The following is a 25,032-nucleotide window of genomic DNA, read 5'->3' on the forward strand; positions in this document are numbered from 1 at the left end:
GTACGCGTGTTCAATGTATTTGTACAAGCGTTCAATACGCCCCGATGAGCACCCGCACACCCACCGCAAGGCGCAGCGCCTCGCGCACCCCGACGCCGAGTTCCGCCGCAGTCGCCCCCGAGACTGCGCGGCCCGACCGCAAGCAGGCGATCCTGCTGGCGGCCGAGAAGCTTTTTGCGCGTCACGGCTACCACGTGGTGACGATCCGCCAGATTGCCGAGGAGGCCGGCGTGCCGCTGGCGCTGGTGGGCTACTACTACGGCCAGAAGCACGAGCTGTTTCACGCCATCTTCGAGCACTGGGGCCACTCCATCGAGGCGCGGCTGGCCGGCCTGGCCGCAGTGGACATAGTCCCCGACGACGCGCGCACGCTGCCGCGCATCATCGATGCCTTCACCGCGCCCGTGCTGGCACTGCGCGCGAGCGCCGAGGGCGAGTACTACGCACTGCTGGTGGCGCGCGAGCTGTACCACGCCACCGAGGAGGCCGACCGCGTGCTGCGCGCCTACTTCGACCCGCTGGCCGAGGCCTACATCGACGCGCTGCACACCGCGCTGCCGCACGCCACGCGCAGCCAGGCCGCCTGGGGCTACCAGTTCGCGCTGGGCTCGCTGCTGCATCACCTGAACGACACCCGCATCGAGCGGCTGTCGCGCGGCGAGAACAAGCGCGCCGACCCGGCCGTGGCGCCGATGCTGGTGAGCTTCATCGTCGGCGGGCTGCGCGCCGCGCTGCCGCGCCCGAAGACCGTCAAGACCCCACGCACGAAGACCACTCCCAGGAGACAGAAGACATGACGAAGACCCCCACGATGAAACGGCGCACCCTGCTGTCGGCGCTGGCCGCGGCATCGGCCGCCGCCGCGCTGCCCGCCTTCGCGCAGGCCAACACGAAGGTCGTGTTCGGCTACACCGCCGTGACCGACTTCGCCTCGGTGTTCGTGGCGGCCGAAGAGGGGTACTTCAAGAAGCGCAACCTCGACGTGGAGCTCAAGTTCATTCCCCTGAACTCGACCATTCCCGCGGCGCTGCAGTCCGACTCGCTGCAGATCGGCGGGCCCACGCCCTCGGTGTTCCTGCAGGCGGTGGACGGCGGCCTCGACCTGGTGCTGGTGGCCGGCGGCGGGCTCACGTCGAAGACCATCACCGGCTTCGGCCTGGTGGCGCGCGCGGGCTCCGGCATCAAGGGCCCGCAGGACTGCGTGGGCAAGAAGATCGGCGTGCCGGGCCTGGGCGCCTTCCTGCACGTGACCTTTCGCGCCTGGCTGAAGGACAGCGGCGTGGACTACCGCAAGGTCAACTTCGTGGAGGCCGCGTTCCCTCAGCATGCCGACCTGCTGCGCGGCGGCTCGGTCGACGCAGTGGTGTCGGCCGACCCGTTCATGAGCCGCATCACCGAAAGCGGCGCGGGCTACGTGGCTTCGTATTACTCGACCTTCCTGCCCGAGAACAACCAGACCATCGTGCATGCGGCCAAGCGCGAATGGGTGGCGAAGAACCCGGGCGCGGCGCGCGCCTTTCGCGAGGCGCTGGTCGAATCCGCCGCGTTCATGCAGCAGGCGAAGAACGACGCCAGGGTGCGCGCGGCCATCGGCAAGTACATCAAGCTGCCGCCCGAGGTGCTGGCCAAGGTGCAGGTCTCGCCGCCCGGGCCGGTCGTGACCGAGAAGCAGCTCGCCTACTGGACCGGGCTGATGAAGGAGCAGGACATGCTCAAGACCAACATCGACGTGACGAAGCTGGTGGCCAAGTGATCTCGGCACCCGCACCTGTCACCGCGCGCGCCGCGCTGTCGGCGAACGGCTTCCCTTCGCAGGCCGGCCCCGCGATGCAGGCCACCCCCTTCCTGCGCTTCGACGGCGTTGCCATCCGCCTGGGCGGACGCGAGATCCTGTCGCCCACCTCGTTCGACGTGGCACGCGGCGAGTTCGTCTGCATCGTCGGCCCGAGCGGCTGCGGCAAGACCACGCTGCTGCGCGCGGCCAGCGGGCTCGTCGCGGCCAGCGCGGGCGACGTGCGACGCAACGGCGTGAAGATGACCGAACCCTCGCGCGAAGTCGCCTTCGTGTTCCAGGACTACGGCCGCGCGCTGCTGCCCTGGCGCACGGTGGAGGGCAACGTGAGCCTGGCGCTCGAAGCGGCCGGCGTGCCGGCGGCCGAACGCGCGCCGCGCATCGCCGAGGTGCTGGGCAAGGTCGGCCTTGCGAAGCATGCGCAGAAGTTTCCGGTGCAGCTGTCGGGCGGCATGCAGCAGCGCGCGCAGATTGCACGCTGCCTCGCGCAGCAGCCCGAGCTGATGATGATGGACGAGCCCTTCGGCGCGCTGGACGCGCTCACGCGGCAGAGCCTGCAGGACGAGCTGGCGCGGCTGGTGCGCGACGACGGGCTCACGGTGCTGTTCGTCACGCACGACCTGGAAGAAGCCATCTACCTCGGCGACCGCGTGATCGCGCTGCAGGCCGACCCGGGCCCGGGCCGGCCGAGCCTCGCGCGGATGATCGACGTGAAGATTCCGCGGCCGCGCGACCAGCTCACGACGAAGGAGCATCCGGAGTACCTGCGGTTGCGGCGTGAGCTGTTCGCCTTCATCGAGCAAGGCCATGACTGAGCGCCGCGTCCTCCGGTGGCTGCGGCCGTGGGTGGTTCCCGCCTTGCTGGTCGCGGCATTCGAGTGGTACGCGCGGCGCGCAGCCGCCCTGGGCAGCGATTCGCTCGCGCCGCCGAGCGCGGCGGCCAGGGCCTTTGCAGGCGCGGCGATGGACGGCTCGCTGTGGCAGGCCACCGGCTTCACGCTGGGCACTGCTGCGCTCGGTCTGCTGCTGGGGGCGGTGCTCGGCATTGCAGGGGGCCTGGTGCTCGGACTCTCGCGGCGCGCGGCGCAGCTCGGGTCCATGTCCATCGAGGTGCTGCGCCCCGTGCCTTCGGTGGCGCTGATTCCGCTTGCGATGCTGGGCTTCGGCTTCGGGGTGCGCATGGAGCTGGCCATCGTCGCCTTCGCCACCTTCTGGCCGCTGCTGGTGCTGGTGCAGTCGGCGGTGCAGCAGATCGAGCCCCGCCTGCTGGAGGTGAGCCGCGTGCTGGGCCTGTCGGCGCGCGAACGGGCCTTCAAGATCGTGCTGCCGGCCATCGTGCCGCGCCTGTTCGTCGCGCTGCGGCTCGGCGTGGCGGTGGCGCTGGTGGTGGCCGTGACGGTGGAGATCGCGGCCAACCCGAACGGCATGGGTTACGCGATGATGATCGCGCAGCAGAGCTTCGACCCCGCGCTGATGCTCGCGTGGCTGGGGTGGATCGGCGTGGTGGGCTTCGCGGTGAACGCGGGCATGGTGCTGCTGCAGCGTGTGGTCGCGCGGCGCATGGGCGTGCTGTCATGAACCGCTCGAACCGCTTCGGCCTGGACTGGCTCGGCTCGCTGGGCGTGCTGCTCGCGCTGGTCGCGCTGTGGTGGGTCGCGAGCAACGCGGGCTGGGTCAGCCGCGTGTTCCTGCCGACGCCCCAAGCCACCCTCGCCAGCCTGCTCGAAGGGCTGAACCTCTCGGGCGACAGCACGAACGCAGGCAAGGGCGAGCTGCTGGCGTTCACGCAGGCCACGGTCGGCCGGATGGTCGAAGGCTGGCTGCTCGCGTCGCTGTTCGGCGTGGTGCTGGGCGCGGCCATCGGCGTGTCGCCCGCGGTGCGCGCGTGGGTGCAGCCCACGCTGGAGTTCATTCGCCCGCTGCCCGCCTCGGCGTTGCTGCCGCTGGCCATTTCGATCTTCGGGCTCAGCCCCGGCATGGTGCTCTTCGTGGTGGCCTTCGGCGCGATGTGGCCGGTGCTGCTGGCCACAGTGCACGGCTTCGCGGCCGTGGAGCCGCGCCTGGCGGAGGTGGCGCGCTGCCTGCAGATGTCGCGCGCGGCGTACATCTGGAAGATGGGCCTGCCCAACGCCATGCCCGACATCCTGGCCGGCATGCGCCTGGCGCTGACCATCGCGCTCATCGTGGCGGTGGTGGGCGAAATGATCGCCTCGCAAAGCGGCCTGGGCCAGGCCATTCTTCTGGCCGCGCGCGCCTTTCGCGCCAGCGACCTGTTCGCCGGCATCGTGCTGCTCGGCCTCATCGGCTTCGTGAGCAATGCATTGCTGGCCTTTGCCGAGCAACGCCTGCTGCGCTGGCAGCAGCCCTGATTCCTTATTCCCACACGAAGACACAAGGAGCCTTCCCATGCCACGCAAATTCGTCGACCTCTCGATCTTCCTGGAAAACGACGTGATGTCCGACCCGCCGGCCTTCGCGCCGAAGATCCAGTACTTCACGCACGAGCAGACCTACGAGCAGATCGAGCCCTTCTTTCCCGGCCTGAAGAAGGAGGACCTGCCCGACGGCGAAGGCTGGGCCGTGGAGCTGGTGCAGCTGTCCACGCACAACGGCACGCACCTCGATGCGCCCTATCACTTTCACTCGACCATGGACAAGGCGCTGGGCGAGAAGAAGCCCGCCATCGCCATCCACGACGTGCCGCTCGAATGGTGCTTCCAGCCGGGCGTGAAGCTCGACTTCCGCCACTTCGCCGACGGCTACGTGGTGACGGCCGCCGACGTCGAGGCCGAGTTGCAGCGCATCGGCCACACGCTGAGCCCGCTGGAAATCGTGGTGGTCAACACGCGCGCCGGCTCGCGCTACGGCCACAACGACTACGTGTCCGCCGGCGCGGGCATGGGCTACGAAGCCACCATGTACCTGCTGGAGCGCGGCGTGCGCCTGACGGGCACCGACGCCTGGAGCTGGGACGCGCCCTTCGTGCACACCGCGAAGAAGTACGGCGAGACGCAGGACGCCTCGCTGATCTGGGAGGGCCACAAGGCCGGGCGCGACATCGGCTACTGCCACATCGAGAAGCTGCACAACCTGGAGGTGCTGCCGCCCACGGGCTTCTTCATCAGCTGCTTCCCGCACAAGATCCGCGGCGCATCGGCGGGGTGGACGCGCGCGGTCGCGATCTTCGACGACGCGCTGATGGCATCCGTGTAAGGGGCATTTGATGAACGCGCTCAATCACACGCACGACGCCGACGCACGCAGCTGGGTCGAATCGGCCCATGCCGCGGGCAGCGACTTTCCGATCCAGAACCTGCCGCATGCGGTGTTCCGCCGCGCGGGCAGCACAGAGGCGTTTCGCGGCGGCGTGGCCATCGGCGACCAGGTGCTCGACCTGGCGGCGCTGGTCGGCTCCCGGCAGCTCGACGGCCCGGCACTCGATGCGGCGCGCGCGGCCGCGTTGCCTGCGTTGAACGACTTCTTCGCGCTTGGCGGCGGCGCATGGCGGGTGTTGCGCCACGCGCTGTTCGACCTGCTGAAGCACGACGCGCCCGATGCCACCGTGCAGGCGGTGCGCACGTGCCTGGTGCCGCAGGGCGAGGTCGAATACACGGTGCCCGCGCGCATCGGCGACTACACCGACTTCTACACCTCGATCGACCATGCGCTGAACATCAGCCGCCTGATGAACCCCGACGGCGACGTGACGCCCAACTTCCGCTGGATTCCCACCGCGTACCACGGGCGCGTGTCGACCATCGGCGTGAGCGGGCAGCGCTTTCACCGGCCGATGGGGCAATCGATGGCACCGGGTGCGAAGGCGCCCACCTACCAGGCCTGCGCACGGCTCGACTACGAGCTGGAGCTGGGCGTGTGGATCGGCACGGGCAACGCGCAGGGCGAACCGATTCCGCTCGAGCGCGCCGGGGAACACATCTTCGGCATCTGCCTGCTCAACGACTGGTCGGCGCGCGACATCCAGTTCTGGGAGATGGCGCCGCTCGGGCCCTTCCTGGCGAAGAACTTCGCCACCACCATCTCGCCGTGGATCGTGACCATGGAGGCGCTCGCGCCCTACCGGCAAGCCTGGACGCGGCCCGCGAACGAGCCGCAACCGCTGGCATACCTGGAGAACGCCGCCAACCGCGAAAGCGGCGCGCTCGACATCCGGCTGGAGGTGTGGCTCGAAAGCGAGAAGGCACGCAAGGAAAACACCGGGCCGTCGCGCCTGTCGGCCACCAGCTTCAGGCACCAGTACTGGAGCGTGGCGCAGATGGTCACGCACCACACGATGGGCGGCTGCAGCCTGAACCCGGGCGACCTGTTCGGCAGCGGCACGATCTCGGGGCCCGGCGAGGGCGAGGCCGGCGCCATCATCGAGCTGGCGCGCGCGGGGCAAAGCCCGGTGACGCTGGCCAATGGCGAGCAGCGCAGCTTCCTGGAAGACGGCGACGCGGTGCTGCTGCGCGGCTGGTGCGAGAAGCCCGGGCATGCGCGCATCGGGTTCGGGGAGAGCCGGGGGACGGTGTTGGCAGCCAGGGGCTGAACCGGAGCGCCAATGAAAAAGGCCACCCTTGTGAGGTGGCCTTTTTGCGCGATTTGGAGCGGGAAAAGAGTCTCGAACTCTCGACCTCAACCTTGGCAAGGTTGCGCTCTACCAACTGAGCTATTCCCGCGACAGCCTCAGATTATAGGGTGGTCTTGGGCCGTTTTTGCCGAATCCACGAAAAAAAGTGAAATCAGGCCTCGAACACCAGCGACCGATGCAGCGACACGCCGGCCGAGAGCCCGTCGGCGGAGGCCAGCGTGGCGTTGGTGAAGGCCATGGCGAGGTCGCCCCCTGCGTACACGCCGGGCACGGTCGTCATCTTCATGGCGTCGACGCGCAGCACCGGGCCGAGCGGGCCGTCGTCGAAGGCGCAGCCGAGCTGCCCGGCCAGCGGGCTGGCGGGCCGGGTGCGCGGCACCACGTACAGCGCCTCGATCGGCACCCGCCGCCCGTCGCCTAGCCACACGCCGGCCAGGTCGGTTCCCGCGCCTTCGAGGCCGGCGACGCGCCCCGGCTCGATGGTCACGCCGCGCGCCTGCAGCTTCGCGCGCACCTCGGCGTCGAGCGCGTCGCTGCCGTTCATGAACAACGTGACCGGCCCCCACTCGGCGATCAGCAGCGCATGGTCCGGCGGCAGCGCGCCGGCGAACAGCAGGCCCAACTGCCGGCCGCTGAACTCGTAGCCGTGGCAGTAGGGGCAATGCAGCACGCTGGTGCCCCAGCGCTCGCGCACGCCGGGAATGTCCGGCAGGCCGTCCTGCACGCCGAAGGCCAGCAGCAGCTTGTGGGCCGAGCGCTGTTCGCCGTTGTCCAGCGTGGCGGTGAATCCGTCGGCGCCGTCGGCGCTCGCGGCCACGACACTGGCTTGGACGAATTCGACCGTCGGGTATGCGAGCAGCTTGTCGCGCGCGTCGGCAATCATCTTCAGAGGCGGCATGCCGTCCTGCCCGAAGAAGCCGTGCGACTGGGCGGCGAAGCGGTTGCGCGGCGCGCCCGCGTCGACGACGCACACCCTGCGTCGCGCACGGGCCAGTTGCATGGCAGCGGAAAGGCCGGCAAAGCTGCCGCCCACGATCAGGGCGTCATGCCGCATGTTCGATGTCCTTCAAGGTGAAACTGCCGCCTGTCATGCGGCGATGGAAGTCCCTGGACAGGTCTGCCAGGGTGATGCTGTTGAAACGCCGCAGCAGCAAGGCCTCGGCCTCCTGGCAGGCGCCGTCGAGCGCCGCGTTCACGGCCTGCTCGACGATGCAGCCCGGGCTTTCGGTGCGGTGGCCCATGGCCAGCAGCGCGGGCGCGCCCACGGCGTTGTGGATGTCGCCCAGCGTCACCGCATCCAGCGAGCACGACAGCACCCAGCCGCCGCCGTGGCCCCTGGCCGAGCTCACGAACCCCGCCTGCCGCAGCCCCGCCATGACGCGGCGCACGACGACCGGGTTGGTGTGCATCGCGACCGCGAGCGACTCGGAGGTGACGGGGCCGTCCATCTCGGCCATGTGCAGCAGCACGTGGAGGACGCCTGAAAGCTTGCTGTCTCGTTTCATGAAACATTATTAGTTGCGTAACTTTTCCATGGCATGCCGAAGGGTCTTTGCGCGTTCGGATTTGCGCGACGCTCGTCACGCACAGGCACGAGAATCGGTCCCGCCATGACGCCCACCCCGACCACCCTGCTCGACGCCGCACTGCGCGGCGTGCTGCTGGCCTTGCTGCTCGTGCTGGCGCTGATGCTCGGGCGCGACCGCCCTCGCCTGCCGGCGGCGCGGGCGGGCGCGTTGCTCGCGCTCGGCCTGTGCGTGCAGGTCATCGGCGCCACGCCGCTGTTCGAGGCGCTCGTGCCGCGCGGGTGGCAGGCGCCGTTTGTCGCGGTGTCGGTCGGCAATGCCGTGCTGTTCTGGGTGTTCGTGCAGGCCCTGTTCAACGACGAATTCGTGCTGCGGCCGCTGCATGTCGCCACCTGGCTCGCGGTGGCCGCGGTGGCGGCGGTCAACTGCGCGGTGGTGGCGGGCAGCGCCTCGGTGCTGGCGCCGCTGACGATGGGCGTGCAGCGCGCGGTGCCGCTGGTGTTCGCGGTGCTGGCCGCCATCGCGGCGGCTTCGCAGTGGCGCGCGGACCTGGTGGAGGGGCGGCGCCGGCTGCGCGTGTTCATCGTGGTGACGGGCGTCGGCTACAGCGTGGGCATGTTGCTCGTTCGGCTGGCTTCGCCGCATGGGCAGCTGTCGGACCTGTCGGCGACGGCGGATGCGGCGATGCTGCTGCTGATCGTCGCGGTGGTGGCCTGGCGGATGTTGCGGCTGGCGGGGTCGGAGCTGTTTCCGGCTGCACCAGCGTCGGTCGCGGTGGCGGCGATGACGCCAGGCTCGCCAACGGAAGAAGCAGCAGAAGAGGTCGAAGAAGAAGCCGCACCAGCTCCCGTCCAAACACCGCCGCCTGCACCCGAGCCCCGGCCCGAACCCGAGCCGCATGCGCAACCCGAACCCGCCCCAGACCTTGCCGAAGACCGCCTTGCCGAATCCCTCCAGCACGCCATGGCCGTCGAGCGCATCTACCGCAGCGAAGACCTGAGCATTGCCAGCATCGCCGCCCGGCTTTGCGTGCCCGAATACCGCCTGCGCCGCCTCATCAACCAGCGCCTGGGGCACCGCAACTTCAACACCTTCGTCAACGGCTTCCGGCTGGCCGAAGCGATGGCGGCACTGGCCGACCCGTCGAAGCGCGAGCTGCCGGTGCTGACCATTGCGCTGACCGCCGGCTTCCAGTCGATCGGCCCGTTCAACCGCGCCTTCAAGGCCGCCACCGGCCTCACGCCCACCGAATTCCGCAAGCAGAAGCTGGCCGAATCCTGAAATTGCTGGCCGAAAACCGAGATTGCGGGTTTCGGCCAGACGCGGGCGGCGCCGCGCTGCATCGTCCGTGTCGCCGGGGGCATGGGCCCTCGATGACGAAGGAGTCCGATGCGAAGAAGTCTGTATTTCATCTGCCTGCTGGCACTGTGGTCCGGCGCGGTGCACGCCACGATGGGCCTGGCCGAAATTCCCGCCGCGGCCGGAGACGGCCCGGTCACCGTGTTCTATCCGTCCGGCGATGCCGCTGCGCCGACGAGGCACGGGCGCTTCATGCTCGACGTGGCGGTGCAGGGTGCGCCGGTGCGCGGCAACGGCCGGCTGGTCGTGGTTTCGCACGGCTCGGGCGGCGCGCCGTGGGTGCATGCGGACCTGGCGCGCAGCCTGGTCGACGCGGGCTTCGTCGTCGCAATGCCCGAGCACAAGGCCGACAACTACAAGGACGACAGCAACCCCGGCCCCGACAGCTGGGCGATGCGCCCGGCCGAGGTGTCGCGCGCCATCGATGCGGTCGCGGCCGACGCGCGCTTCGCGCCGCTGCTGCGGCTCGACAAGGTCGGCATGTACGGCATGTCGGCCGGCGGCCACACGGCACTGAGCCTGGCGGGCGGGCGCTGGTCGCCGGCTGCGTTCAGGCAGCACTGCGAGACGAACCTGGTGGACGACTTCCAGTCGTGCGTGGGCCTGATCACGCGGCTCACGGGCGGGCCATTCGACGGTCTCAAGAAATGGGGCGCGCTGCTGGTCATTCGCCATCGCTTCGACGACGCCACGCCGCGCGTGCACACCGACCCGCGCATCGCCGCCATCGTGGCGGGCGTGCCGTCGTCGGCCGATTTCGACATGGCCTCGCTCGCCACGCCGCGCGTACCGCTTGGCCTGATTACCGCGCGGCAGGACCGCTGGCTGATTCCGCGCTTTCACAGCGACCGCGTGCTCGCGGCCTGCCTGCCGCGCTGCGAGCTCATTGCGCAGATGCCGAGCGGCGGACACGGCGCGTTGCTGTCACCGCCGCCGCCGGGCCTCACGGGGCTGATCGGCGACATGCTGAACGACCCGCCGGGCTTCGACCGCGCGCACGAGGTGCCCGAAGTGAACAGCAAGACAACGGCCTTCTTCAGCGCGCATCTGCTGGATTGACGCCGGCAGCCGAGCGCCCGCGGGAACGCACGAGCCCCGGATCCCGCTGACAGCCAAGTCCCACACGCAAGGACGACTGTCGCGCACACGGCGACACGTTCCGCTACGTTGAAGGTTCAACCCGAACTGGCCCAGAGCCGGTTCGTGACCATTCAACGAAAGGAACAGTCACACATGAAGCAACAACAACACAAGCAGATTTTCGTCGGCGCCCTGCTCGCCGGCCTCCTGGCCGTGAGCGGTGCAGCGCAGGCGCAAGGCGTGGGGGTCGGCGTGGGCGTGAATGCCGACGTCAACACCTCGACCGGCGTGAAGACGGCGCCAGCCCAGGGCAGCGCCGGCGCCAACACCGGCGCAGCCGCCGGGGCGGGCACCTCGGCGAACACTGGCGGTGCAGGCAATGCCGCAGGCGGCGTGGGCAACGCAGCAGGCGGCGTCCTCGGCGGCGCGACGGGTGCGGTGGGCGGTGCCACGGGCGCCGTCGGCAACACCACGGGCGGCCTGACGAACACCGTGGGCGGCACGCTCAACGGCGCGACGGGTGCCGCGGGCTCGGCCGGCAGTGGCCTGAAGGCACCGGGCGCATCGGGCGCTGGCGTGAAGGCGAACGGCAAGGCCAAGGGCTCCAGCGCCGTCGACCTGACCAAGTAAGAAATCAAGTCTGTCACACACGGAAAACCCGCAGCGCTCGCGCGTTGCGGGTTTTTTTGTGCGTTCAGGGCGCCGGCTTGAGCTTGAAAAGGCTGGTCACATCGACCTCGAGCACCAGCTGCTCGCGCTGGTTGAACAGCCGCCAGCGCCAGCGCAGGATGCCCAGCGTGGGACGCTTCTCGGAGCGTCGCACCTCGCTGACCTCGGCCACCAGCCGCAGGGTGTCGCCGGGCCGCACGGGGTTGGGCCAGCGCACCTGCTCGAGCCCCGGTGACGCAAAAGACTCCGACCCCGCCAGCACCGCATCGACCACCAGCCGCATCGCGATGGCGCAGGTCTGCCAGCCGCTGGCGATGAGCCCGCCGAAGGGGCTCTGCGCGGCCGCTTCGGCATCGGTGTGGAACCACTGCGGGTCGTAGGCCCGCGCGAACTGCACCAGCTCGGCCTCGGTGAGCACATAGGGCCCGGCCTCGATGACCTGGCCCGCATGGAAGTCGGCGAACTGCATCCGCCGCGGCTCAGTAGGTTTCGAGGTGCAGGCGGCCTTCGCGCTTCAGCGCGGCGCCCACGGTGTCCCAGTCGAGCCCCGCATCCTTGGCCACGTCGCGCAGTGCGAGCACCACGCCCTCTTCCATGCTCTTCAGGCCGCACACGTAGAAGTGGCTGCTGCCGTCGTTCAGCAGCGCGGCCAGGTCGGCGGCGCGCTCGCGCATCAGGTCCTGCACGTAGCGCTTGGGTTGCCCCGGCGTGCGCGAGAACGCGAGGTTGATGTCGATGAAGTCCTTCGGCAGCGACTGCAGCGGCCCGAAGTACGGCAGCTCCTGCTGCGTGCGCGCGCCGAAGAACAGCATCAGCTTGCCGCCTTCGAACTTGCCGCTCTTGCGCAGGCGGCGGCGCCACTCGGTCATGGCGCGCATGGGCGCGCTGCCGGTGCCGGTGCAGATCATCACGATGTTCGACTTGGGGTGGTTCGGCATCAGGAACGAGGAACCGAAGGGCCCCACCACCTGCACCGTGTCACCCACCTTCAGGTCGCACACGAAGTTGGAGCACACACCGCGCACCGGGTCGCCCTCGTGGTCCTCGGTCACGCGCTTCACGGTGAGCGAGACGTTGTTGTAGCCGGGCCGTTCGCCGTTGCGCGGGCTGGCCACCGAGTACTGGCGCGCATGGTGGCGCTTGCCGATGGCGTCCACGCCCGGCGGGACGATGCCGATCGACTGGCCTTCGAGCACCGGGAACGGCACCACGCCGAAGTCCAGCACGATGTGGTGCGTCTCGCTGTCGAAGCCCGCCTCGGTGCAATTGAAGTTGCCCACCACCGTGGCGGTGGTCGGGGTCTTGGGCGGAAAGAGATTCGTGTACGCGTGCGCGGCCGACCAGGGCGGCACGCTGGCGCCGTACTGCGCGGAATTGAAGACCGGCTCGGTCGCTTCGGCGGCGGCCTGGGCCTGCGTCTGCGCGGGCACTTCGGCGGCTTCTGCTGTCGTTGCAGGCACGCCGGCGGCTTCGAGCTCTTCGGGCGACAGTTCGCCGGGCAGCGACTCCCAGCCGAGCTGTTCCTCGATGGTGTACGCGCGCACCAGCGGCATCGTGCGCCAGTTGTCGATCGAGCCCGTGGGGCACGGCGAGATGCAGGCCATGCAGCCGTTGCAGATGTCCGCGCGCACGACGTAGTTGTTGTCGTCGTGCGTGATCGCGTTCACGGGGCAGATGGCCTCGCAGGTGTTGCAGCGGATGCAGATCTCGGGGTCGATCAGGTGCTGCTTGATGACTCCGGCTTCAACGGCCATGTCCATGTGGTTCTCTCCTGAAAGCCCTCCCCTTTCGGGGGAGGGTTGGGTGGGCGCAAGCGGCGCTTGTCGTGGTCACGCTGCTGGCCCCCATCCCAGCCTTCCCCCAGCGGGGGAAGGAGCAATACCGAAATACCGATCAGCCGAAGCGAACGTACTCGAAGTCCACCGGCTGGCGATTGATACCCATCACCGGCGGCGAAATCCAGCCGGCGAACTTGCCCGGCTCCACCACGCGGCCCATCAACGATGCCACGAAAGCGAAGTCTTCGGAACTCGGCAGCCATTCGTCGCGCTTGGCGGCCCATTCCACCTCGTTCACCACGCGGCCTTCGGGCGACATCTTGATGCCCGCGAGCGCGCCGATCTGGCGGTTGAAGGCCTTGTGCGGCACCGACAGGCGCGTCGGGATGCCGGCCTTCTCGAGCACCTTGTTCCAGCGGCCCACGCCGGCCACGGAGTCCTTGATGAAGTCGTCGCGCAGCACTTCGTTCAGCGCGTTGAGCATCGGCACGTCCTTCTCGACGAGCTGGCCGTCGCGCACTTCGAGCACCTTGTAGGTCTGGCCCTTGAGCACGTGGTCGTCGTCGCGCTTGCCTTCTTCGTAGCGGCCCTTCAGGCCCGAGCTGTAGAAGATGGCGGCGTTGCTCGACTGGTCGGCGCCGAACAGGTCGATGGTCACGCTGTAGTGGAAGTTCAGGTAGCGCTGGATGGTGCCCAGGTCGATGCAGCCGGCCGCGCGGATCTTCTGCGCGTCGTCGGTCTTCAGCTCGTTCATCACCTGCGCGGTGCGCGCGATGACGCGCGACACGCCGCTCTCGCCCACGAACATGTGGTGGGCTTCCTCGGTCAGCATGAACTTGGTGGTGCGCGCGAGTGGGTCGAACGCGCTCTCGGCCAGCGCGGCCAGCTGGAACTTGCCGTCGCGGTCGGTGAAGTACGTGAACATGAAGAACGCCAGCCAGTCGGGCGTCTTCTCATTGAAGGCGCCCAGGATGCGCGGGTTGTTGGCGTCGCCCGAGGTGCGCTGCAGCAGCGCGTCGGCTTCCTCGCGGCCGTCGCGGCCGAAGTGCTTCTGCAGCAGGTACACCATGGCCCACAGGTGGCGGCCTTCTTCCACGTTGATCTGGAACAGGTTGCGCAGGTCGTACATGCTGGGCGCGGTCAGGCCCAGGTGGCGCTGCTGCTCGACCGACGCGGGCTCGGTGTCGCCCTGCGTCACGATGATGCGGCGCAGGTTGGCGCGGTGTTCGCCGGGCACGTCCTGCCAGGCCTTCTCGCCCTTGTGGTCGCCGAAGTGAATTTCGCGGTTGGCATCGCCCGGGTTCAGGAAGATGCCCCAGCGGTAGTCGCGCATCTTCACGTGGCCGAACTGGGCCCAGCCTTGCGGGTCGACGCTCACGGCCGTGCGCAGGTACACGTCGTGGTTGGTCGAGCCTTCGGGGCCCACGTCGTCCCACCAGTTGATGAAGTTGGGCTGCCAGCCTTCGAGCGCGCGCTGCAGCGTGCGGTCTTCGCCGAGGTTGACGTTGTTGGGGATCTTCTCGCCGTAGTTGATCGTGCTCATCGTTGTTCCTTGGGTTGTTCGGACGGTTGTGTGCTCAGACGCGGTTCAGGTCGAAGCCGGCCTTCTCGCCGGTGCCGTAGACCTTCAGCGCGCCCTTTTCGCCAACGGCGTTGGGGCGGTTGAAGATCCAGTTCTGCCAGGCGGTGAGCCGCCCGAAGATGCGGGTGTTCATGTTCTCCTTGCTCGCGAAGCGCAGGTTGGCTTCCAGGCCGGTGAGCGCGTCGGGCGACATGGCCGCACGCTCCTCGATGGCGATACGGATCTCGTCGTTCCAGTCGATGTCGTCGGGCGCGGCCGTCACCAGGCCCAGCTTGACGGCCTCGTCGGCGTCCAGTGCCTTGCCGACTGCGGCACGTGCGGCCTCCAGCGGCGCGGTCTCTTCATAGAAGCGTCGTTGCAGGCGGCTCTGGTCGTTGACCATCGGGAAGTGGCCGAAGCTGGCCTCGCCCAGCGTGAGCTTCGGCGCGCGGTCGGCATCGTCGGGCAGCGCGAGCATGTAGGTGCGGTCGGCCGCGAAGGCCAGCTCGGCCAGCGTGCCGGCGAAGCAGGAGCCGGCCTCGACCAGCGCGAACAGGCTGCGCGACGACACATCGAGGCGCGCCAGCGTGCGGCGCAGCGCGCCGATGGTTTCGCGCACCAGCCAGTGGTCCTTGTGGGCGAACATCACGGCATCGGACGCCAGCACGGCGGCGGCGTCGCCTTCGGTCTTGAGCAGCCAGGTGCCGGTGTCGAGCTCGTTGGTGCGCAGGTTGAGGATGGCGTCGTCGAGTTCGCGGCACATCGCGAGCGGCCACCAGGCGGCACCCGCGGCCTCGATGGCGGCAATGTCGGCCGGCTGCGCGCCGGTGGGCGCCTTGATGGTGATCGTGGCCGTGCGCTTGCTGCGGTCGATCTGCACGTTGACGTGCGAATACGCGATGCCGTCGGCGCTGTCGGTGCGCTCCAGGCGGGTCAGCGCCACGCCCTTGCCATCGGCCGGGCGGTCGCTGCCGGCGGCGAGCTGCGACGCGCGCTCCTGCACGGCGGCGGGAAACTGCGCGGGCTTGGCCACGGCGTCGACCAGGCGCCAGTCGACCGCGCGCTGGCCGCGCACGCCTTCCACGCTGGTGCAGAAGATGTCGGCGAGGTCATGGCGCACGCGGCGCTTGTCGGTCACGCGGGTCAGGCCGCCGGTGCCGGGCAGCACGCCGAGCAGCGGCACTTCGGGCAGCGACACGGCCGACGAGCGGTCGTCCACCAGCAGGATTTCGTCGCAGGCCAGGGCCAGCTCGTAGCCGCCGCCGGCGCAGGCGCCGTTCACCGCCGCGATGAACTTCAGGCCCGAATGCTTCGAGGTGTCTTCGATGCCGTTGCGCGTTTCATTCGTGAACTTGCAGAAGTTCACCTTCCAGGCGTGGCTGGAAACGCCGAGCATGAAGATGTTGGCGCCCGAGCAGAAGATGCGGTCCTTGCCGCTGGTGACGATGACGCTGCGCACCTCGGGGTGCTCGAAGCGCACACGGTTGAGCGCGTCGTTCAGCTCGATGTCCACGCCCAGGTCGTAGCTGTTGAGCTTGAGCTTGTAGCCGGGGCGGATGCCGCCGTCCTCTGCAATGTCGAGCACGAGGCGCGCGATGGCGCCGTCGAAGCTCAGCGACCAGTGGCGGTACTGGCCGGGTTCGGTGCGGTAGTCGACGCGCGCGGGCGCCTGGAGCGTGGTGGTGTCGGTCATGCAGAAGTCTCCTGTGGGGCTGTGTTCGGAAACCGGGAACAGGAAAGATAATGCACTTTCTTGCGCCGATGACATGCATCATGCTGCATGCATACAGGCAAGTCAATGCCTGTTGTGCTTTTTTTCAGATTTCAGTCAGGCGCCCAGGCCCATCGACTGGCGCGTGGCCGCACGCAGGTTCTGGAAGCTCTGCGCCAGCGTCTTGCCGCTCGTGTCCACCGACAGGTCGGCCTTCGAATAGAAAGCGGCGCGTCCGTTCAGGATGCGGCGCAGGTCTTCCATCGCCTCCTTGCTCGCGGCCATCGGGCGGGTGTCGCCCTGCGCAGCCACGCGGCCCATGTGCTCCTCGGGCGCGGCCTGCAGCCACACCGTGGTGCAGTGCGCCAGCAGCTCGTTGAAAGTGGCCGGGTCGGACACGATGCCGCCTGGCGTGGCGATCACCACCTCGCTGTAGATCTGCACCGCTTCTTCGAGCGCGCGGCGCTCGTAGCGGCGGTAGGCGTTGGTGCCGTACAGGTCGTGGATTTCGCGCACGCTGCAGCCCGCGAGCTTCTCGATCTCGCGGCTCAGCTCGATGAACGGCAGCTCCAGGTCTTCGGCCAGCATCTGTCCCAGCGTCGACTTGCCCGCGCCGCGCAGCCCCACGAGCGCAATGCGCCGGTGCCGCGCCGGGTCGACCGAGGCCGTGCCCAGCAACTCGCCGAGCGCCACGCGCACGCGGCGCAAGTCGGTCTCGCTGCGGTTTTCGAGCAGTTCGCGAATCAGCAGCCACTCGGGCGAACTGGTCGTCACGTCACCCACCAGTTCGGCCAGCGAGCAATGCAGTGCGCCCGCCACCTGCTGCAGCACCAGGATCGACGCGTTGCCGATGCCGTACTCGAGGTTGGCCAGGTGGCGCTCCGACACGTCGGCCGACAGGGCCACCGCCTTGCGCGTGAGGCCGCGCTGCGCGCGCAGGTTGCGCACCCGGTCGCCCAATGCCGCCAGCAACGGATTCTTGGCCTCCCCGGCCGGCGCCGCGCCGTTGCCGCCGGCGGCGCTTTCGGGCGCGGTGGCCAGCACCGCGTCTACATGCTCGTTCATGCAATTCCTCGTTCTTCGCCGGGATTGTGCGCGCTCAGGGTAAACACCATATATGCACTATATTGCTTGACACTCATTGTCTCGATGCTTATTGTTCGGCCACAAGCAAGATACTGCACACGCAGCAATCACGCAAGGTCGTTCCACCGTTCGAGGCCCCCCGATGTCCGACAGCAGCAACCCAGCCATCTCAGGCAAGGCAGCATTTCACCAGTTGATCGCCGGCCTGACGGCAGAAATCGCCGGCAAGCCGCTCGACGGCACGCTCGACCAGTGGCTCAACGCCACCCACGGCGCGGGCAGCGCCAGCTTCGAGCAGCTGCGCCAGGCCTGCATCGGCGGCGTGGCCGAAGGCTGGCTGTGCGAGCGCGAAGGCGGCGGCATCAAGTACGGCCGCGTCTTCAAGGCCGAAGACGCGCTGCACCGCTTCTCGGTCGACGTGGTCGACATGCAGGACATCGCCGGCCCGCACCACACCCATCCGAACGGCGAGATCGACCTGATCATGCCGCTCGACGACCACCCCGCCACCTTCGACGGACGGCCCGCGGGCTGGTGCGTCTACGGTCCGGGCACCGCACACCGCCCGACCGTGGCCAGTGGCCGCGCACTCGTTCTCTATCTCTTGCCCGAAGGGCAGATCAAGTTCACCCCATGACTGAGCTCCTCCCCAACTACGTCGCCGGCCGCTGGCAAAGCGGATCGGGCGCCGGCACGCCCCTGTTCGACCCGGTGCTGGGCACCGAGCTCGCGCGCGTCGACGCCACCGGGCTCGACCTGCCCGCGGCCTTTGCCTTCGCCCGCGAACAGGGCGGCCAGGCGCTGCGCGCGCTGACCTACCGCCAGCGCGCCGGGCTGCTCGGCGCCATCGTGAAGGTGCTGCAGGCCAACCGCGACGCGTACTACGAGATCGCCACCGCCAACTCCGGCACGGTGAAGAACGACTCGGCCGTCGACATCGACGGCGCGATCTTCACCGTCGGCCAGTACGCCAAGTGGGGAGACACGCTCGGTGACGTGCGCGCGCTGCGCGACGGCGACGCGGTCAAGCTCGGCAAGGAGCCGGTGTTCCAGTCGCAGCACCTGCAGGTGCCCACGCACGGCGTGGCGCTGTTCATCAACGCCTTCAACTTCCCCTCGTGGGGCCTGTGGGAAAAGGCCGCGCCCGCGCTGCTGTCGGGCGTGCCGGTGATCGTGAAGCCCGCCACGGCCACCGCCTGGCTCACGCAGCGCATGGTGAAGGACGTGGTCGACGCGGGCGTGCTGCCCGCCGGCGCGCTGTCGATCGTGTGCGGCAGTTCGGCCGGCCTGATGGACGCGCTGCAGCCCTTCGACGTGGGCTCGTTCACCGGCTCGGCCGAGACGGCCGCGGTGATCCGCTCGCACGCCGCCGTGACCGAACGCTCGGTGCGCGTGAACATCGAGGCCGACAGCCTCAACAGCGCCCTGCTGCTGCCCGGCGCCGCGCCCGGCAGCGAGGCCTTCAACCTGCTCGTGCGCGAAGTGGTGCGCGAAATGACCGTCAAGTCGGGCCAGAAGTGCACCGCCATCCGCCGCATCCTGGTGCCGGCCGAGGTGTACGACGCGGCCGCCGAAGCCATCGGCGCCAAGCTCGCGGGCATCAGCGTCGGCAACCCGCGCAACGAAGGCGTGCGCATGGGCTCGCTCGTGAGCCGCGCGCAGCTGAACGCGGTGCGCGACGGCCTCGACGCGCTGGCCGCACAGACCACCGTGCTGCACGACAGCCGCAACAAGCCCCTGGTCGATGCCGACCCGAAGGTGGCCGCCTGCATCGGCCCCGTGCTGCTGGGCGCGCGCGATGCCGATGCGGCGCAACGCGTGCACGACGTGGAAGTGTTCGGCCCCGTCGCCACGCTGCTGCCCTATCGCGACCTCGCGCATGGCATCGCGCTCGCCCACCGGGGTCAAGGCTCGCTCGTCACCTCGCTGTACGGCAGCGACGACGCCGCGCTGGCGCAAGCCGCGCTGTCTGTCGCACCGAGCCACGGCCGCGTGCACGTCATCACGCCCGAAGTGGCGCAAGCCCAGACCGGGCACGGCAACGTGATGCCGATGTCGCTGCACGGCGGCCCCGGCCGCGCGGGCGGCGGCGCCGAACTGGGCGGCCTGCGCGCGCTCGACTTCTATCACCGCCGCACCGCGGTGCAGGCCAGCCCCGGCGTGCTCGCGGCACTGGGCCTCTAGAAGAAACACAAAAAGCGGCCGAAGGAGACAAACAAATGACCCTGCCCCCACGATTCAACTTCGCCGAGCACCTGTTCGCCCTCAACCGCGGCCGCGCCGAACGCATTGCCTACATCGACGACCGCGGCACGCTGAGCTACGGCCAGCTCGAAGACCGGGCGCGCCGCCTGGCCGCCGCGTTGAAGGCAGCGGGCATTCGCCGCGAAGAACGCGTGCTGCTGCTGATGCTCGACAGCAGCGACTGGCCCGTGAGCTTTCTCGGCTGCCTGTATGCCGGCGTGGTGCCGGTCGCCGTCAACACGCTGCTCACGCCCGACGACTACGCCTACATGCTCGACCACAGCCGCGCGCAGGCCGTGCTGGTGTCGGGCGCGCTGCTGCCGACCTTGCAGGACGCGATGTCGCGCGGCGGCCATGAGGTGCAGACGCTGTTCGTGTCGCAGCCGGTGGGTGCATTGCCTGAAAACGCCAAAGCGTTCGACACCGCGCTCGCCGCCGTCGAGCCCATGGCCGCGCCCGTGACCACGGCGTCGGACGACCCCGGCTTCTGGCTCTATTCCTCCGGCTCCACCGGCAAGCCCAAGGGCACGGTGCACACGCACGCCAACCTGTGGTGGACGGCCGAGCTGTTCGGCAAGCCCGTGCTCGGCCTGACCGAGAACGACGTGTGCTTCTCGGCCGCCAAGATGTACTTCGCCTACGGCCTGGGCAATGCGCTGACCTTCCCGCTGTCGGTGGGCGCCACCGTGGTGCTGATGGCCGAGCGGCCCACGCCCGACGCCACCTTCCGCCGCTGGGTGGAGCACAAGCCGACCGTGTTCTTCGGCGCGCCCACGGGCTTCGCGGGCATGCTGGCTTCGCCCAGACTTCCGGCGCGCGACGCGGTGGCGCTGCGCATGTGTTCGTCGGCCGGAGAAGCCTTGCCCGGCGAGATCGCGCAGCGCTTCAAGGCGCACTACGGCTGCGAGATCATCGACGGCATCGGCTCGACCGAGATGCTGCACGTGTTCATCTCCAACCGCCCCGGCGACGTGCGCTACGGCACCACCGGCAAGCCGGTGGAGGGCTACGACATCGAGCTGCGCGGCGAAGACGGCCGCCCCGTGGCCGACGGCGAGATCGGCGACCTCTACATCCGCGGCCCGAGCGCGGCGCTGATGTACTGGACCAACCGAGAGAAGTCGCGCGACACCTTCCAGGGCGGCTGGACCAAGAGCGGCGACAAATACACGCGCGATGCCGACGGCTACTTCACCTACGCAGGCCGCAGCGACGACATGCTGAAGGTCAGCGGCATCTACGTGTCGCCCTTCGAGGTCGAGGCCACGCTGATGCAGCACCCCTCGGTGCTCGAAGTCGCCGTCATCGGCAAGGAAGACGCCGAAGGGCTGACGAAGACCAAGGCGTTCGTGGTGCTGAAGGACGGCAGCACGGCGACCGAGGAAGAGCTGAAGGCCTTCGTGAAGGAACGGCTCGCGCCGTACAAGTACCCGCGCTTCCTGGAGTTCGTGAGCGAGCTGCCGAAGACGGCGACGGGGAAGATTCAGCGGTTCAGGTTGCGTGAGAAGGAAAAGCAGGCATGACAGGAGCCCTGTCTTTGTCTTGCTCCCACCCCTCCCGGGGGAGGGCTGGGGTGGGGGCAAGCGGCATTTGCACAAGCACTGCCTCTGCCAGCGCCGCTTGCCCCCATCCCGGCCTTCCCCCAAAGGGGGAAGGAGCAAAACCATGAGCCCCGAGTTCGCCACCATCGACTGGCGCGGCCGCACGGTCCACATCGAATGCCAGTGGATCGCCCCCGAGCGCACCGACGCCCCCCTCATCGTCTTCCTCCACGAAGGCCTCGGCTCCGTCGCCATGTGGAAGGACTTCCCCGCGCAGGTCTGCGAAGCCGCCAACACCCGCGGCCTGGTGTTCTCGCGCCCCGGCTACGGCCGCTCCACACCGCGTGCCGACGACGAGACCTGGGACGTCGACTTCATGCACCGCCAGGCGCACGAAGTTCTGCCCGCGCTCTTCGCCGCATTGAAGCTCGACGGTGACAAGCCCTGGCTCTTCGGCCACAGCGACGGCGGCTCGATCTCGCTGCTGTACGCCTCGCGCTTCCCCGACAAGGTCGCAGGCCTGGTGGTGCTCGCGCCGCACATCTTCGTGGAAGACAAGACCGTCGCGAACATCGAGATCGCGCGCACCGCCTACCTGAACACCGACCTGCCGAAGAAGCTGGGCCGCTACCACGACAGCGCCGATTCCGCCTTCTGGGGCTGGAACCGCATCTGGCTGCACCCGCCGTTTCGCGACTGGAACATCGAGGCCGAGCTCGACACCATCCGCTGCCCGGTGCTCGCCGTGCAGGGCATCGACGACGAATACGGCACGCTCGCGCAGATCCGCGACATCGCTGCGCGCGTGCCCACGACGCAGCTGCTCGAGATCCCCGAATGCGGGCATTCCCCGCATCGCGATCAGCCGGATCGTGTCATCGTCGCGACCACTTCTTTCATCACCAAAAACAGGAGACAGACACCATGACCATTCGCACCGCACGGCTGGCACTCACCGCCATCGCCTTTGCCGCCCTGGCCTCGGCCGCCGGCGCCCAGGGCACCGGCAAGCTCAAGGTCGGCCTGATGCTGCCCTACAGCGGCACCTACACCGCTTTGGGCGTCGCCATCGAGAACGGCTTCAAGCTGTACGTCGACGAGCAGGGCGGCAAGCTCGCCGGCCGCGAGATCGAGTACTTCAAGGTCGACGACGAGTCCGACCCCGCCAAGGCCACCGACAACGTCAACAAGCTCATCAAGCGCGACAACGTCGACGTCATCGTCGGCACCGTGCACTCGGGCGTGGCCATGGCCATGGCCAAGGCCGCCAAGGAAAGCGGCACCGTGCTGATCGTGCCCAACGCCGGCGCCGACGCCGTCACGGGTCCGATGTGCGCGCCCAACATCTTCCGCAGCTCCTTCAGCAACTGGCAGCCGGCCTACGCCATGGGCGAAGTCGCAGCCAAGCAGCAGGGCAAGAAGAAGGCGATGACCATCACCTGGAAGTACGCGGCCGGCGACGAGTCGGTCAACGGCTTCAAGGAAGGCTTCGAGAAGAACGGCGGCAAGGTCGACAAGCAGCTCACGCTGCCCTTCCCCAACGTGGAATTCCAGGCGCTGCTGACCGAGATCGCGGCGGCCAAGCCCGATGCGGTGTACGCCTTCTTCGCCGGCGGCGGCGCGGTGAAGTTCGTCAAGGACTACCAGGCCGCGGGCCTGAACAAGACCATTCCGCTGTACGGCCCCGGCTTCCTGACCGACGGCACGCTCGACGCGCAAGGCGAATCGGCGCAAGGCATGCTGACCACGCTGCACTATGCAGACGGCCTGAACACGCCGCGCGACACGGCGTTTCGCACCGCCTATGCCAAGTCGTTCAAGCTGCAGCCCGACGTGTACGCGGTGCAGGGCTACGACGCGGCGCAGATGCTGGGCGTGGGCCTGAACGCCACCAAGGGCGACATCTCGAAGAAGGCCGAGTTCACGAGCGCCATCGAGAAGGCGAAGATCGACAGCCCGCGCGGCACGTTCACGATGAGCAAGTCGCACAACCCGGTGCAGGACATCTACCTGCGCAAGGTGGACGGCAAGGAGAACAAGCTGGTGAGCACGGCCATCAAGGGCCTGGCCGATCCGGCACGCGGCTGCAGGATGTAAACGGGGCTCTCCCCCAGGCTTCGCGCACTTCGTGTCGCTGCGCCTCCCCCCTCGCCGGGGGCGACACCTGCGGCCCGGCAAAGCCGGTTCCGCGGTGTCTGGCGAACTGCATCCCTCCCTCAACGATTCCGCCCCCTGAGAGACCTTCCACGTGGATTTCGGAACCTTTTTAGTCCAGTGCCTGAACTCCGTTCAGTACGGGCTGCTGCTCTTCCTCGTGGCCTCGGGGCTGACGCTGATCTTCGGGATCATGGGCGTCATCAACCTCGCCCACGGCAGCTTCTACATGATCGGCGCGTACATGGCGTTCGCGCTCGCGCCGCTGTTCGGCGACCAGTTCCTGCTGATGCTGGTGGCCGGCGTGGTGCTCGCGGCCATCTTCGGCTACCTGCTCGAGTGGGCCTTCTTCAGCTACCTCTACCAGCGCGACCACCTGCAGCAGGTGCTGATGACCTACGGGCTCATCCTGGTGTTCGAGGAGCTGCGCTCCATCCTGGTGGGCAACGACGTGCACGGCGTGAAGGTGCCCGCCTGGCTGGACGGCAGCTTCGCGCTGGGCAACGTCATGAGCTACCCCTGGTATCGCCTGTTCGCCTCGGCCGCCTGCATCGTGCTGGCCGTGGCGCTGTACTGGGTCGTGAACCGCACGCGCCTGGGCATGATGATCCGCGCCGGCGCGAGCAACCGCGACATGGTGCGCGGGCTGGGCATCGACGTGAAGCGGCTCTACCGCATCGTGTTCGCCGCCGGCGTGGCGCTGGCGGCGCTGGCCGGCATGATCGCCGCGCCGATGTCCTCGGTGTACCCGAACATGGGCGCGAGCGTGCTCATCATCTGCTTCGTGCTGGTGGTGATCGGCGGCATCGGCTCGATCACCGGGGCGCTCGTGGCTTCGCTGCTGGTGGGCTTCGTCGACACCTTCGGCAAGGTGTTCTTCGCGGACCTGAGCGGCATCGGCATCTACCTGCTGATGGCCATCGTGCTCATCTGGAAGCCTGAAGGGCTGATGGGGAAGCGGTCATGACGGCCATGAAGAAGAGCGCTTTCCTCGTGCCCGTGGCCTGCGCCGTCGCCATCGGCGTGGCCGGCCCGCTGATGGGCAACTACATGTCCGACTTCGTCGTGAAGATCATGATCCTGTCGATCTTCGCGCTGAGCCTGGAGCTGCTGGTCGGCATGACCGGGCTCGTGAGCCTGGGCCATGCGGCGTTCTACGGCATCGGCGCGTACGTCACCGTGCTGGCCTCGGGCAGCGAGGGCGGCAACTTCGCGCTGCTGCTGCCGCTGGCCATGGGTGCGGCGGCGCTCTATGCGCTGTTCGTGGGCGCGTTGAGCCTGCGCACGCGCGGCGTGTACTTCATCATGGTCACGCTGGCCTTCGCGCAGATGGCCTTCTTCGTGTTCCACGACACCAAGGTGGGCGGCGGCAGCGACGGCATCTACATGTACGTGCGGCCCGCCCTCGGCGCGCTCGACCTGGAGAACCGCACGGTGCTGTTCTATGTGGTGCTGGCGTCGCTGGTGTTCACCTACGGGCTGCTGGCGCTCATCCGCCGCTCGCGCTTCGGCGCGGCGCTGGCGGGCATTCGCGTGAACGAGCAGCGCATGCGCGCGGCCGGGTTCGCGGTGTACGGCTACAAGCTCGCGGCCTTCGTGCTGGCCGGTGCGCTTGCGGGCCTGGCGGGCTTCCTGCTGGCCTCGCGCGACGGCGTGGTCAACCCGGAGCTGATGGCGTGGCACAACTCGGGCGAGGTGCTGCTGATGGTGATCCTGGGCGGGCTCGGGCATTTGCGCGGCGCTGTGATCGGTGCCATCGCGTTCACGCTGCTCAAGGAGATCTTCTCGACGCATGCCGTGATGGGCCCGCTGGCGGACCACTGGCAGCTGACGCTGGGGCTCACGATCATCGTGTTCGTGGCGCTGCTGCCGAAGGGACTGATCGGGCTGGTGAAGCGGCTGTCGCCGAAGGAGGCCGCATGACCCGTCTTCTGCCTTGCTCC

24 protein-coding genes and 1 tRNA gene are annotated in these 25,032 nt (G+C 68.6%); 17 read left to right on the forward strand and 8 right to left on the reverse strand.

Annotation, left to right across the window (positions count from 1 at the left end; translation table 11 throughout):
• The first annotated feature begins 44 nt into the window (after positions 1–44).
• The 7 genes from ACSFBM_RS23435 to fahA are packed head-to-tail and all read left to right on the forward strand — an operon-like array spanning position 45 to position 6,338.
• A complete protein-coding gene (locus tag ACSFBM_RS23435; protein ID WP_435486520.1) occupies positions 45–797 on the forward strand; it encodes a TetR/AcrR family transcriptional regulator in 753 nt (250 codons plus the stop codon).
• Positions 794–1,753 (forward strand): ABC transporter substrate-binding protein, encoded by a 960-nt coding sequence (locus ACSFBM_RS23440; protein ID WP_435486521.1) that lies wholly within the window; start codon positions 794–796, stop codon positions 1,751–1,753. The genes ACSFBM_RS23435 and ACSFBM_RS23440 overlap by 4 nt, the downstream gene beginning before the upstream one ends.
• Positions 1,750–2,607, forward strand: coding sequence for an ABC transporter ATP-binding protein (locus ACSFBM_RS23445; RefSeq protein WP_435486522.1), 858 nt, complete (start codon positions 1,750–1,752; stop codon positions 2,605–2,607). The genes ACSFBM_RS23440 and ACSFBM_RS23445 overlap by 4 nt, the downstream gene beginning before the upstream one ends.
• Positions 2,600–3,370, forward strand: coding sequence for an ABC transporter permease (locus ACSFBM_RS23450; protein ID WP_435486523.1), 771 nt, complete (start codon positions 2,600–2,602; stop codon positions 3,368–3,370). Before ACSFBM_RS23445 ends, ACSFBM_RS23450 begins: the two co-directional genes overlap by 8 nt.
• The gene (locus tag ACSFBM_RS23455; protein WP_435486524.1) at positions 3,367–4,161 is read left to right on the forward strand and encodes an ABC transporter permease; all 795 of its coding nucleotides are present in this window, start codon (positions 3,367–3,369) and stop codon (positions 4,159–4,161) included. The genes ACSFBM_RS23450 and ACSFBM_RS23455 overlap by 4 nt, the downstream gene beginning before the upstream one ends.
• A gap of 37 nt (positions 4,162–4,198) precedes the next feature.
• Positions 4,199–5,005 carry a cyclase family protein gene (locus ACSFBM_RS23460; RefSeq protein WP_435486525.1) on the forward strand — a complete coding sequence of 269 codons (807 nt, stop codon included), beginning with the start codon at positions 4,199–4,201 and terminating at the stop codon, positions 5,003–5,005.
• A gap of 10 nt (positions 5,006–5,015) precedes the next feature.
• Positions 5,016–6,338: a fumarylacetoacetase gene (gene fahA / locus ACSFBM_RS23465; RefSeq protein WP_435486526.1), complete on the forward strand. Its 1,323-nt coding sequence runs from the start codon at positions 5,016–5,018 to the stop codon at positions 6,336–6,338.
• Positions 6,339–6,392: 54 nt separating this feature from the next.
• Here fahA and ACSFBM_RS23470 read toward each other — a convergent pair.
• The 3 genes from ACSFBM_RS23470 to ACSFBM_RS23480 all read right to left on the reverse strand — a co-directional run bounded on the left by ACSFBM_RS23470 (position 6,393) and on the right by ACSFBM_RS23480 (position 7,885).
• Positions 6,393–6,468: transfer RNA gene (locus tag ACSFBM_RS23470), tRNA-Gly, on the reverse strand.
• A 63-nt stretch (positions 6,469–6,531) separates the two neighbouring features.
• Positions 6,532–7,434: an NAD(P)/FAD-dependent oxidoreductase gene (locus ACSFBM_RS23475; RefSeq protein WP_435486527.1), complete on the reverse strand. Its 903-nt coding sequence runs from the start codon at positions 7,432–7,434 to the stop codon at positions 6,532–6,534.
• The gene (locus ACSFBM_RS23480) at positions 7,424–7,885 is read right to left on the reverse strand and encodes an RrF2 family transcriptional regulator (RefSeq protein ID WP_435486528.1); all 462 of its coding nucleotides are present in this window, start codon (positions 7,883–7,885) and stop codon (positions 7,424–7,426) included. Before ACSFBM_RS23480 ends, ACSFBM_RS23475 begins: the two co-directional genes overlap by 11 nt.
• 105 nt (positions 7,886–7,990) lie before the next feature.
• On the opposite strand from ACSFBM_RS23480, the gene ACSFBM_RS23485 reads away from it, so the two are divergent.
• The 3 genes from ACSFBM_RS23485 to ACSFBM_RS23495 all read left to right on the forward strand — a co-directional run bounded on the left by ACSFBM_RS23485 (position 7,991) and on the right by ACSFBM_RS23495 (position 10,975).
• A complete protein-coding gene (locus ACSFBM_RS23485) occupies positions 7,991–9,187 on the forward strand; it encodes a helix-turn-helix domain-containing protein (RefSeq protein ID WP_435486529.1) in 1,197 nt (398 codons plus the stop codon).
• Positions 9,188–9,295: 108 nt separating this feature from the next.
• On the forward strand, positions 9,296–10,324 hold the full coding sequence (locus ACSFBM_RS23490; protein WP_435486530.1) for an alpha/beta hydrolase family protein: 1,029 nt from the start codon (positions 9,296–9,298) through the stop codon (positions 10,322–10,324).
• 174 nt (positions 10,325–10,498) lie between these two features.
• Positions 10,499–10,975 (forward strand): adhesin, encoded by a 477-nt coding sequence (locus tag ACSFBM_RS23495; protein ID WP_435486531.1) that lies wholly within the window; start codon positions 10,499–10,501, stop codon positions 10,973–10,975.
• Positions 10,976–11,039: 64 nt separating this feature from the next.
• On the opposite strand, the gene ACSFBM_RS23500 is transcribed toward ACSFBM_RS23495, so the two are convergent.
• From ACSFBM_RS23500 to ACSFBM_RS23520, 5 genes are all read right to left on the reverse strand, one after another.
• On the reverse strand, positions 11,040–11,483 hold the full coding sequence (locus ACSFBM_RS23500; protein WP_435486532.1) for a MaoC family dehydratase: 444 nt from the start codon (positions 11,481–11,483) through the stop codon (positions 11,040–11,042).
• A 10-nt stretch (positions 11,484–11,493) separates the two neighbouring features.
• Positions 11,494–12,774: a benzoyl-CoA 2,3-epoxidase subunit BoxA gene (gene boxA, locus ACSFBM_RS23505; protein ID WP_435486533.1), complete on the reverse strand. Its 1,281-nt coding sequence runs from the start codon at positions 12,772–12,774 to the stop codon at positions 11,494–11,496.
• A 133-nt stretch (positions 12,775–12,907) separates the two neighbouring features.
• The gene (gene boxB, locus ACSFBM_RS23510) at positions 12,908–14,335 is read right to left on the reverse strand and encodes a benzoyl-CoA 2,3-epoxidase subunit BoxB (protein ID WP_435439903.1); all 1,428 of its coding nucleotides are present in this window, start codon (positions 14,333–14,335) and stop codon (positions 12,908–12,910) included.
• 34 nt (positions 14,336–14,369) lie between these two features.
• A complete protein-coding gene (gene boxC, locus ACSFBM_RS23515; RefSeq protein ID WP_435486534.1) occupies positions 14,370–16,046 on the reverse strand; it encodes a 2,3-epoxybenzoyl-CoA dihydrolase in 1,677 nt (558 codons plus the stop codon).
• 135 nt (positions 16,047–16,181) lie between these two features.
• Positions 16,182–17,129: a helix-turn-helix transcriptional regulator gene (locus ACSFBM_RS23520; RefSeq protein ID WP_435486535.1), complete on the reverse strand. Its 948-nt coding sequence runs from the start codon at positions 17,127–17,129 to the stop codon at positions 16,182–16,184.
• A 163-nt stretch (positions 17,130–17,292) separates the two neighbouring features.
• Here ACSFBM_RS23520 and ACSFBM_RS23525 point away from each other — a divergent pair, with 163 nt between their 5' ends.
• The 7 genes from ACSFBM_RS23525 (at position 17,293) to ACSFBM_RS23555 (ending at position 25,012) form a co-directional block, all read left to right on the forward strand.
• Positions 17,293–17,787, forward strand: coding sequence for a 4-hydroxylaminobenzoate lyase (locus ACSFBM_RS23525; RefSeq protein WP_435486536.1), 495 nt, complete (start codon positions 17,293–17,295; stop codon positions 17,785–17,787).
• Positions 17,784–19,334 (forward strand): 3,4-dehydroadipyl-CoA semialdehyde dehydrogenase, encoded by a 1,551-nt coding sequence (locus tag ACSFBM_RS23530; RefSeq protein WP_435486537.1) that lies wholly within the window; start codon positions 17,784–17,786, stop codon positions 19,332–19,334. Before ACSFBM_RS23525 ends, ACSFBM_RS23530 begins: the two co-directional genes overlap by 4 nt.
• Positions 19,335–19,369: 35 nt before the next feature.
• Entirely contained in the window at positions 19,370–20,917 is a 1,548-nt protein-coding gene (locus ACSFBM_RS23535) for a benzoate-CoA ligase family protein (protein WP_435486538.1), read from the forward strand.
• A gap of 142 nt (positions 20,918–21,059) precedes the next feature.
• On the forward strand, positions 21,060–21,863 hold the full coding sequence (locus ACSFBM_RS23540) for an alpha/beta fold hydrolase (protein ID WP_435486539.1): 804 nt from the start codon (positions 21,060–21,062) through the stop codon (positions 21,861–21,863).
• On the forward strand, positions 21,860–23,032 hold the full coding sequence (locus ACSFBM_RS23545) for an ABC transporter substrate-binding protein (RefSeq protein WP_435486540.1): 1,173 nt from the start codon (positions 21,860–21,862) through the stop codon (positions 23,030–23,032). The genes ACSFBM_RS23540 and ACSFBM_RS23545 overlap by 4 nt, the downstream gene beginning before the upstream one ends.
• Before the next feature lie 151 nt (positions 23,033–23,183).
• Positions 23,184–24,056: a branched-chain amino acid ABC transporter permease gene (locus ACSFBM_RS23550; RefSeq protein WP_435486541.1), complete on the forward strand. Its 873-nt coding sequence runs from the start codon at positions 23,184–23,186 to the stop codon at positions 24,054–24,056.
• The gene (locus ACSFBM_RS23555; protein ID WP_435486542.1) at positions 24,053–25,012 is read left to right on the forward strand and encodes a branched-chain amino acid ABC transporter permease; all 960 of its coding nucleotides are present in this window, start codon (positions 24,053–24,055) and stop codon (positions 25,010–25,012) included. Before ACSFBM_RS23550 ends, ACSFBM_RS23555 begins: the two co-directional genes overlap by 4 nt.
• Positions 25,013–25,032: the final 20 nt, after the last annotated feature.

Source organism: Variovorax pasteuri, assembly GCF_051216435.1.
Classification (GTDB): Bacteria; Pseudomonadota; Gammaproteobacteria; order Burkholderiales; family Burkholderiaceae_C; genus Variovorax.

Bases quoted from the DNA above. Each gene is read 5' to 3' on its own strand.
- boxC (WP_435486534.1), bottom strand. From the start codon at position 16,046: ATGACCGACACCACCACGCTCCAGGCGCCCGCGCGCGTCGACTACCGC.
- ACSFBM_RS23435 (WP_435486520.1), top strand. From the start codon at position 45: ATGAGCACCCGCACACCCACCGCAAGGCGCAGCGCCTCGCGCACCCCG.
- fahA (WP_435486526.1), top strand. From the start codon at position 5,016: ATGAACGCGCTCAATCACACGCACGACGCCGACGCACGCAGCTGGGTC.
- ACSFBM_RS23485 (WP_435486529.1), top strand. From the start codon at position 7,991: ATGACGCCCACCCCGACCACCCTGCTCGACGCCGCACTGCGCGGCGTG.
- ACSFBM_RS23535 (WP_435486538.1), top strand. From the start codon at position 19,370: ATGACCCTGCCCCCACGATTCAACTTCGCCGAGCACCTGTTCGCCCTC.
- ACSFBM_RS23540 (WP_435486539.1), top strand. From the start codon at position 21,060: ATGAGCCCCGAGTTCGCCACCATCGACTGGCGCGGCCGCACGGTCCAC.
- boxB (WP_435439903.1), bottom strand. From the start codon at position 14,335: ATGAGCACGATCAACTACGGCGAGAAGATCCCCAACAACGTCAACCTC.
- ACSFBM_RS23500 (WP_435486532.1), bottom strand. From the start codon at position 11,483: ATGCAGTTCGCCGACTTCCATGCGGGCCAGGTCATCGAGGCCGGGCCC.
- ACSFBM_RS23520 (WP_435486535.1), bottom strand. From the start codon at position 17,129: ATGAACGAGCATGTAGACGCGGTGCTGGCCACCGCGCCCGAAAGCGCC.
- ACSFBM_RS23490 (WP_435486530.1), top strand. From the start codon at position 9,296: ATGCGAAGAAGTCTGTATTTCATCTGCCTGCTGGCACTGTGGTCCGGC.
- ACSFBM_RS23545 (WP_435486540.1), top strand. From the start codon at position 21,860: ATGACCATTCGCACCGCACGGCTGGCACTCACCGCCATCGCCTTTGCC.
- ACSFBM_RS23450 (WP_435486523.1), top strand. From the start codon at position 2,600: ATGACTGAGCGCCGCGTCCTCCGGTGGCTGCGGCCGTGGGTGGTTCCC.
- ACSFBM_RS23480 (WP_435486528.1), bottom strand. From the start codon at position 7,885: ATGAAACGAGACAGCAAGCTTTCAGGCGTCCTCCACGTGCTGCTGCAC.
- ACSFBM_RS23495 (WP_435486531.1), top strand. From the start codon at position 10,499: ATGAAGCAACAACAACACAAGCAGATTTTCGTCGGCGCCCTGCTCGCC.
- ACSFBM_RS23460 (WP_435486525.1), top strand. From the start codon at position 4,199: ATGCCACGCAAATTCGTCGACCTCTCGATCTTCCTGGAAAACGACGTG.
- ACSFBM_RS23475 (WP_435486527.1), bottom strand. From the start codon at position 7,434: ATGCGGCATGACGCCCTGATCGTGGGCGGCAGCTTTGCCGGCCTTTCC.
- ACSFBM_RS23555 (WP_435486542.1), top strand. From the start codon at position 24,053: ATGACGGCCATGAAGAAGAGCGCTTTCCTCGTGCCCGTGGCCTGCGCC.
- ACSFBM_RS23455 (WP_435486524.1), top strand. From the start codon at position 3,367: ATGAACCGCTCGAACCGCTTCGGCCTGGACTGGCTCGGCTCGCTGGGC.
- ACSFBM_RS23530 (WP_435486537.1), top strand. From the start codon at position 17,784: ATGACTGAGCTCCTCCCCAACTACGTCGCCGGCCGCTGGCAAAGCGGA.
- boxA (WP_435486533.1), bottom strand. From the start codon at position 12,774: ATGGACATGGCCGTTGAAGCCGGAGTCATCAAGCAGCACCTGATCGAC.
- ACSFBM_RS23525 (WP_435486536.1), top strand. From the start codon at position 17,293: ATGTCCGACAGCAGCAACCCAGCCATCTCAGGCAAGGCAGCATTTCAC.
- ACSFBM_RS23440 (WP_435486521.1), top strand. From the start codon at position 794: ATGACGAAGACCCCCACGATGAAACGGCGCACCCTGCTGTCGGCGCTG.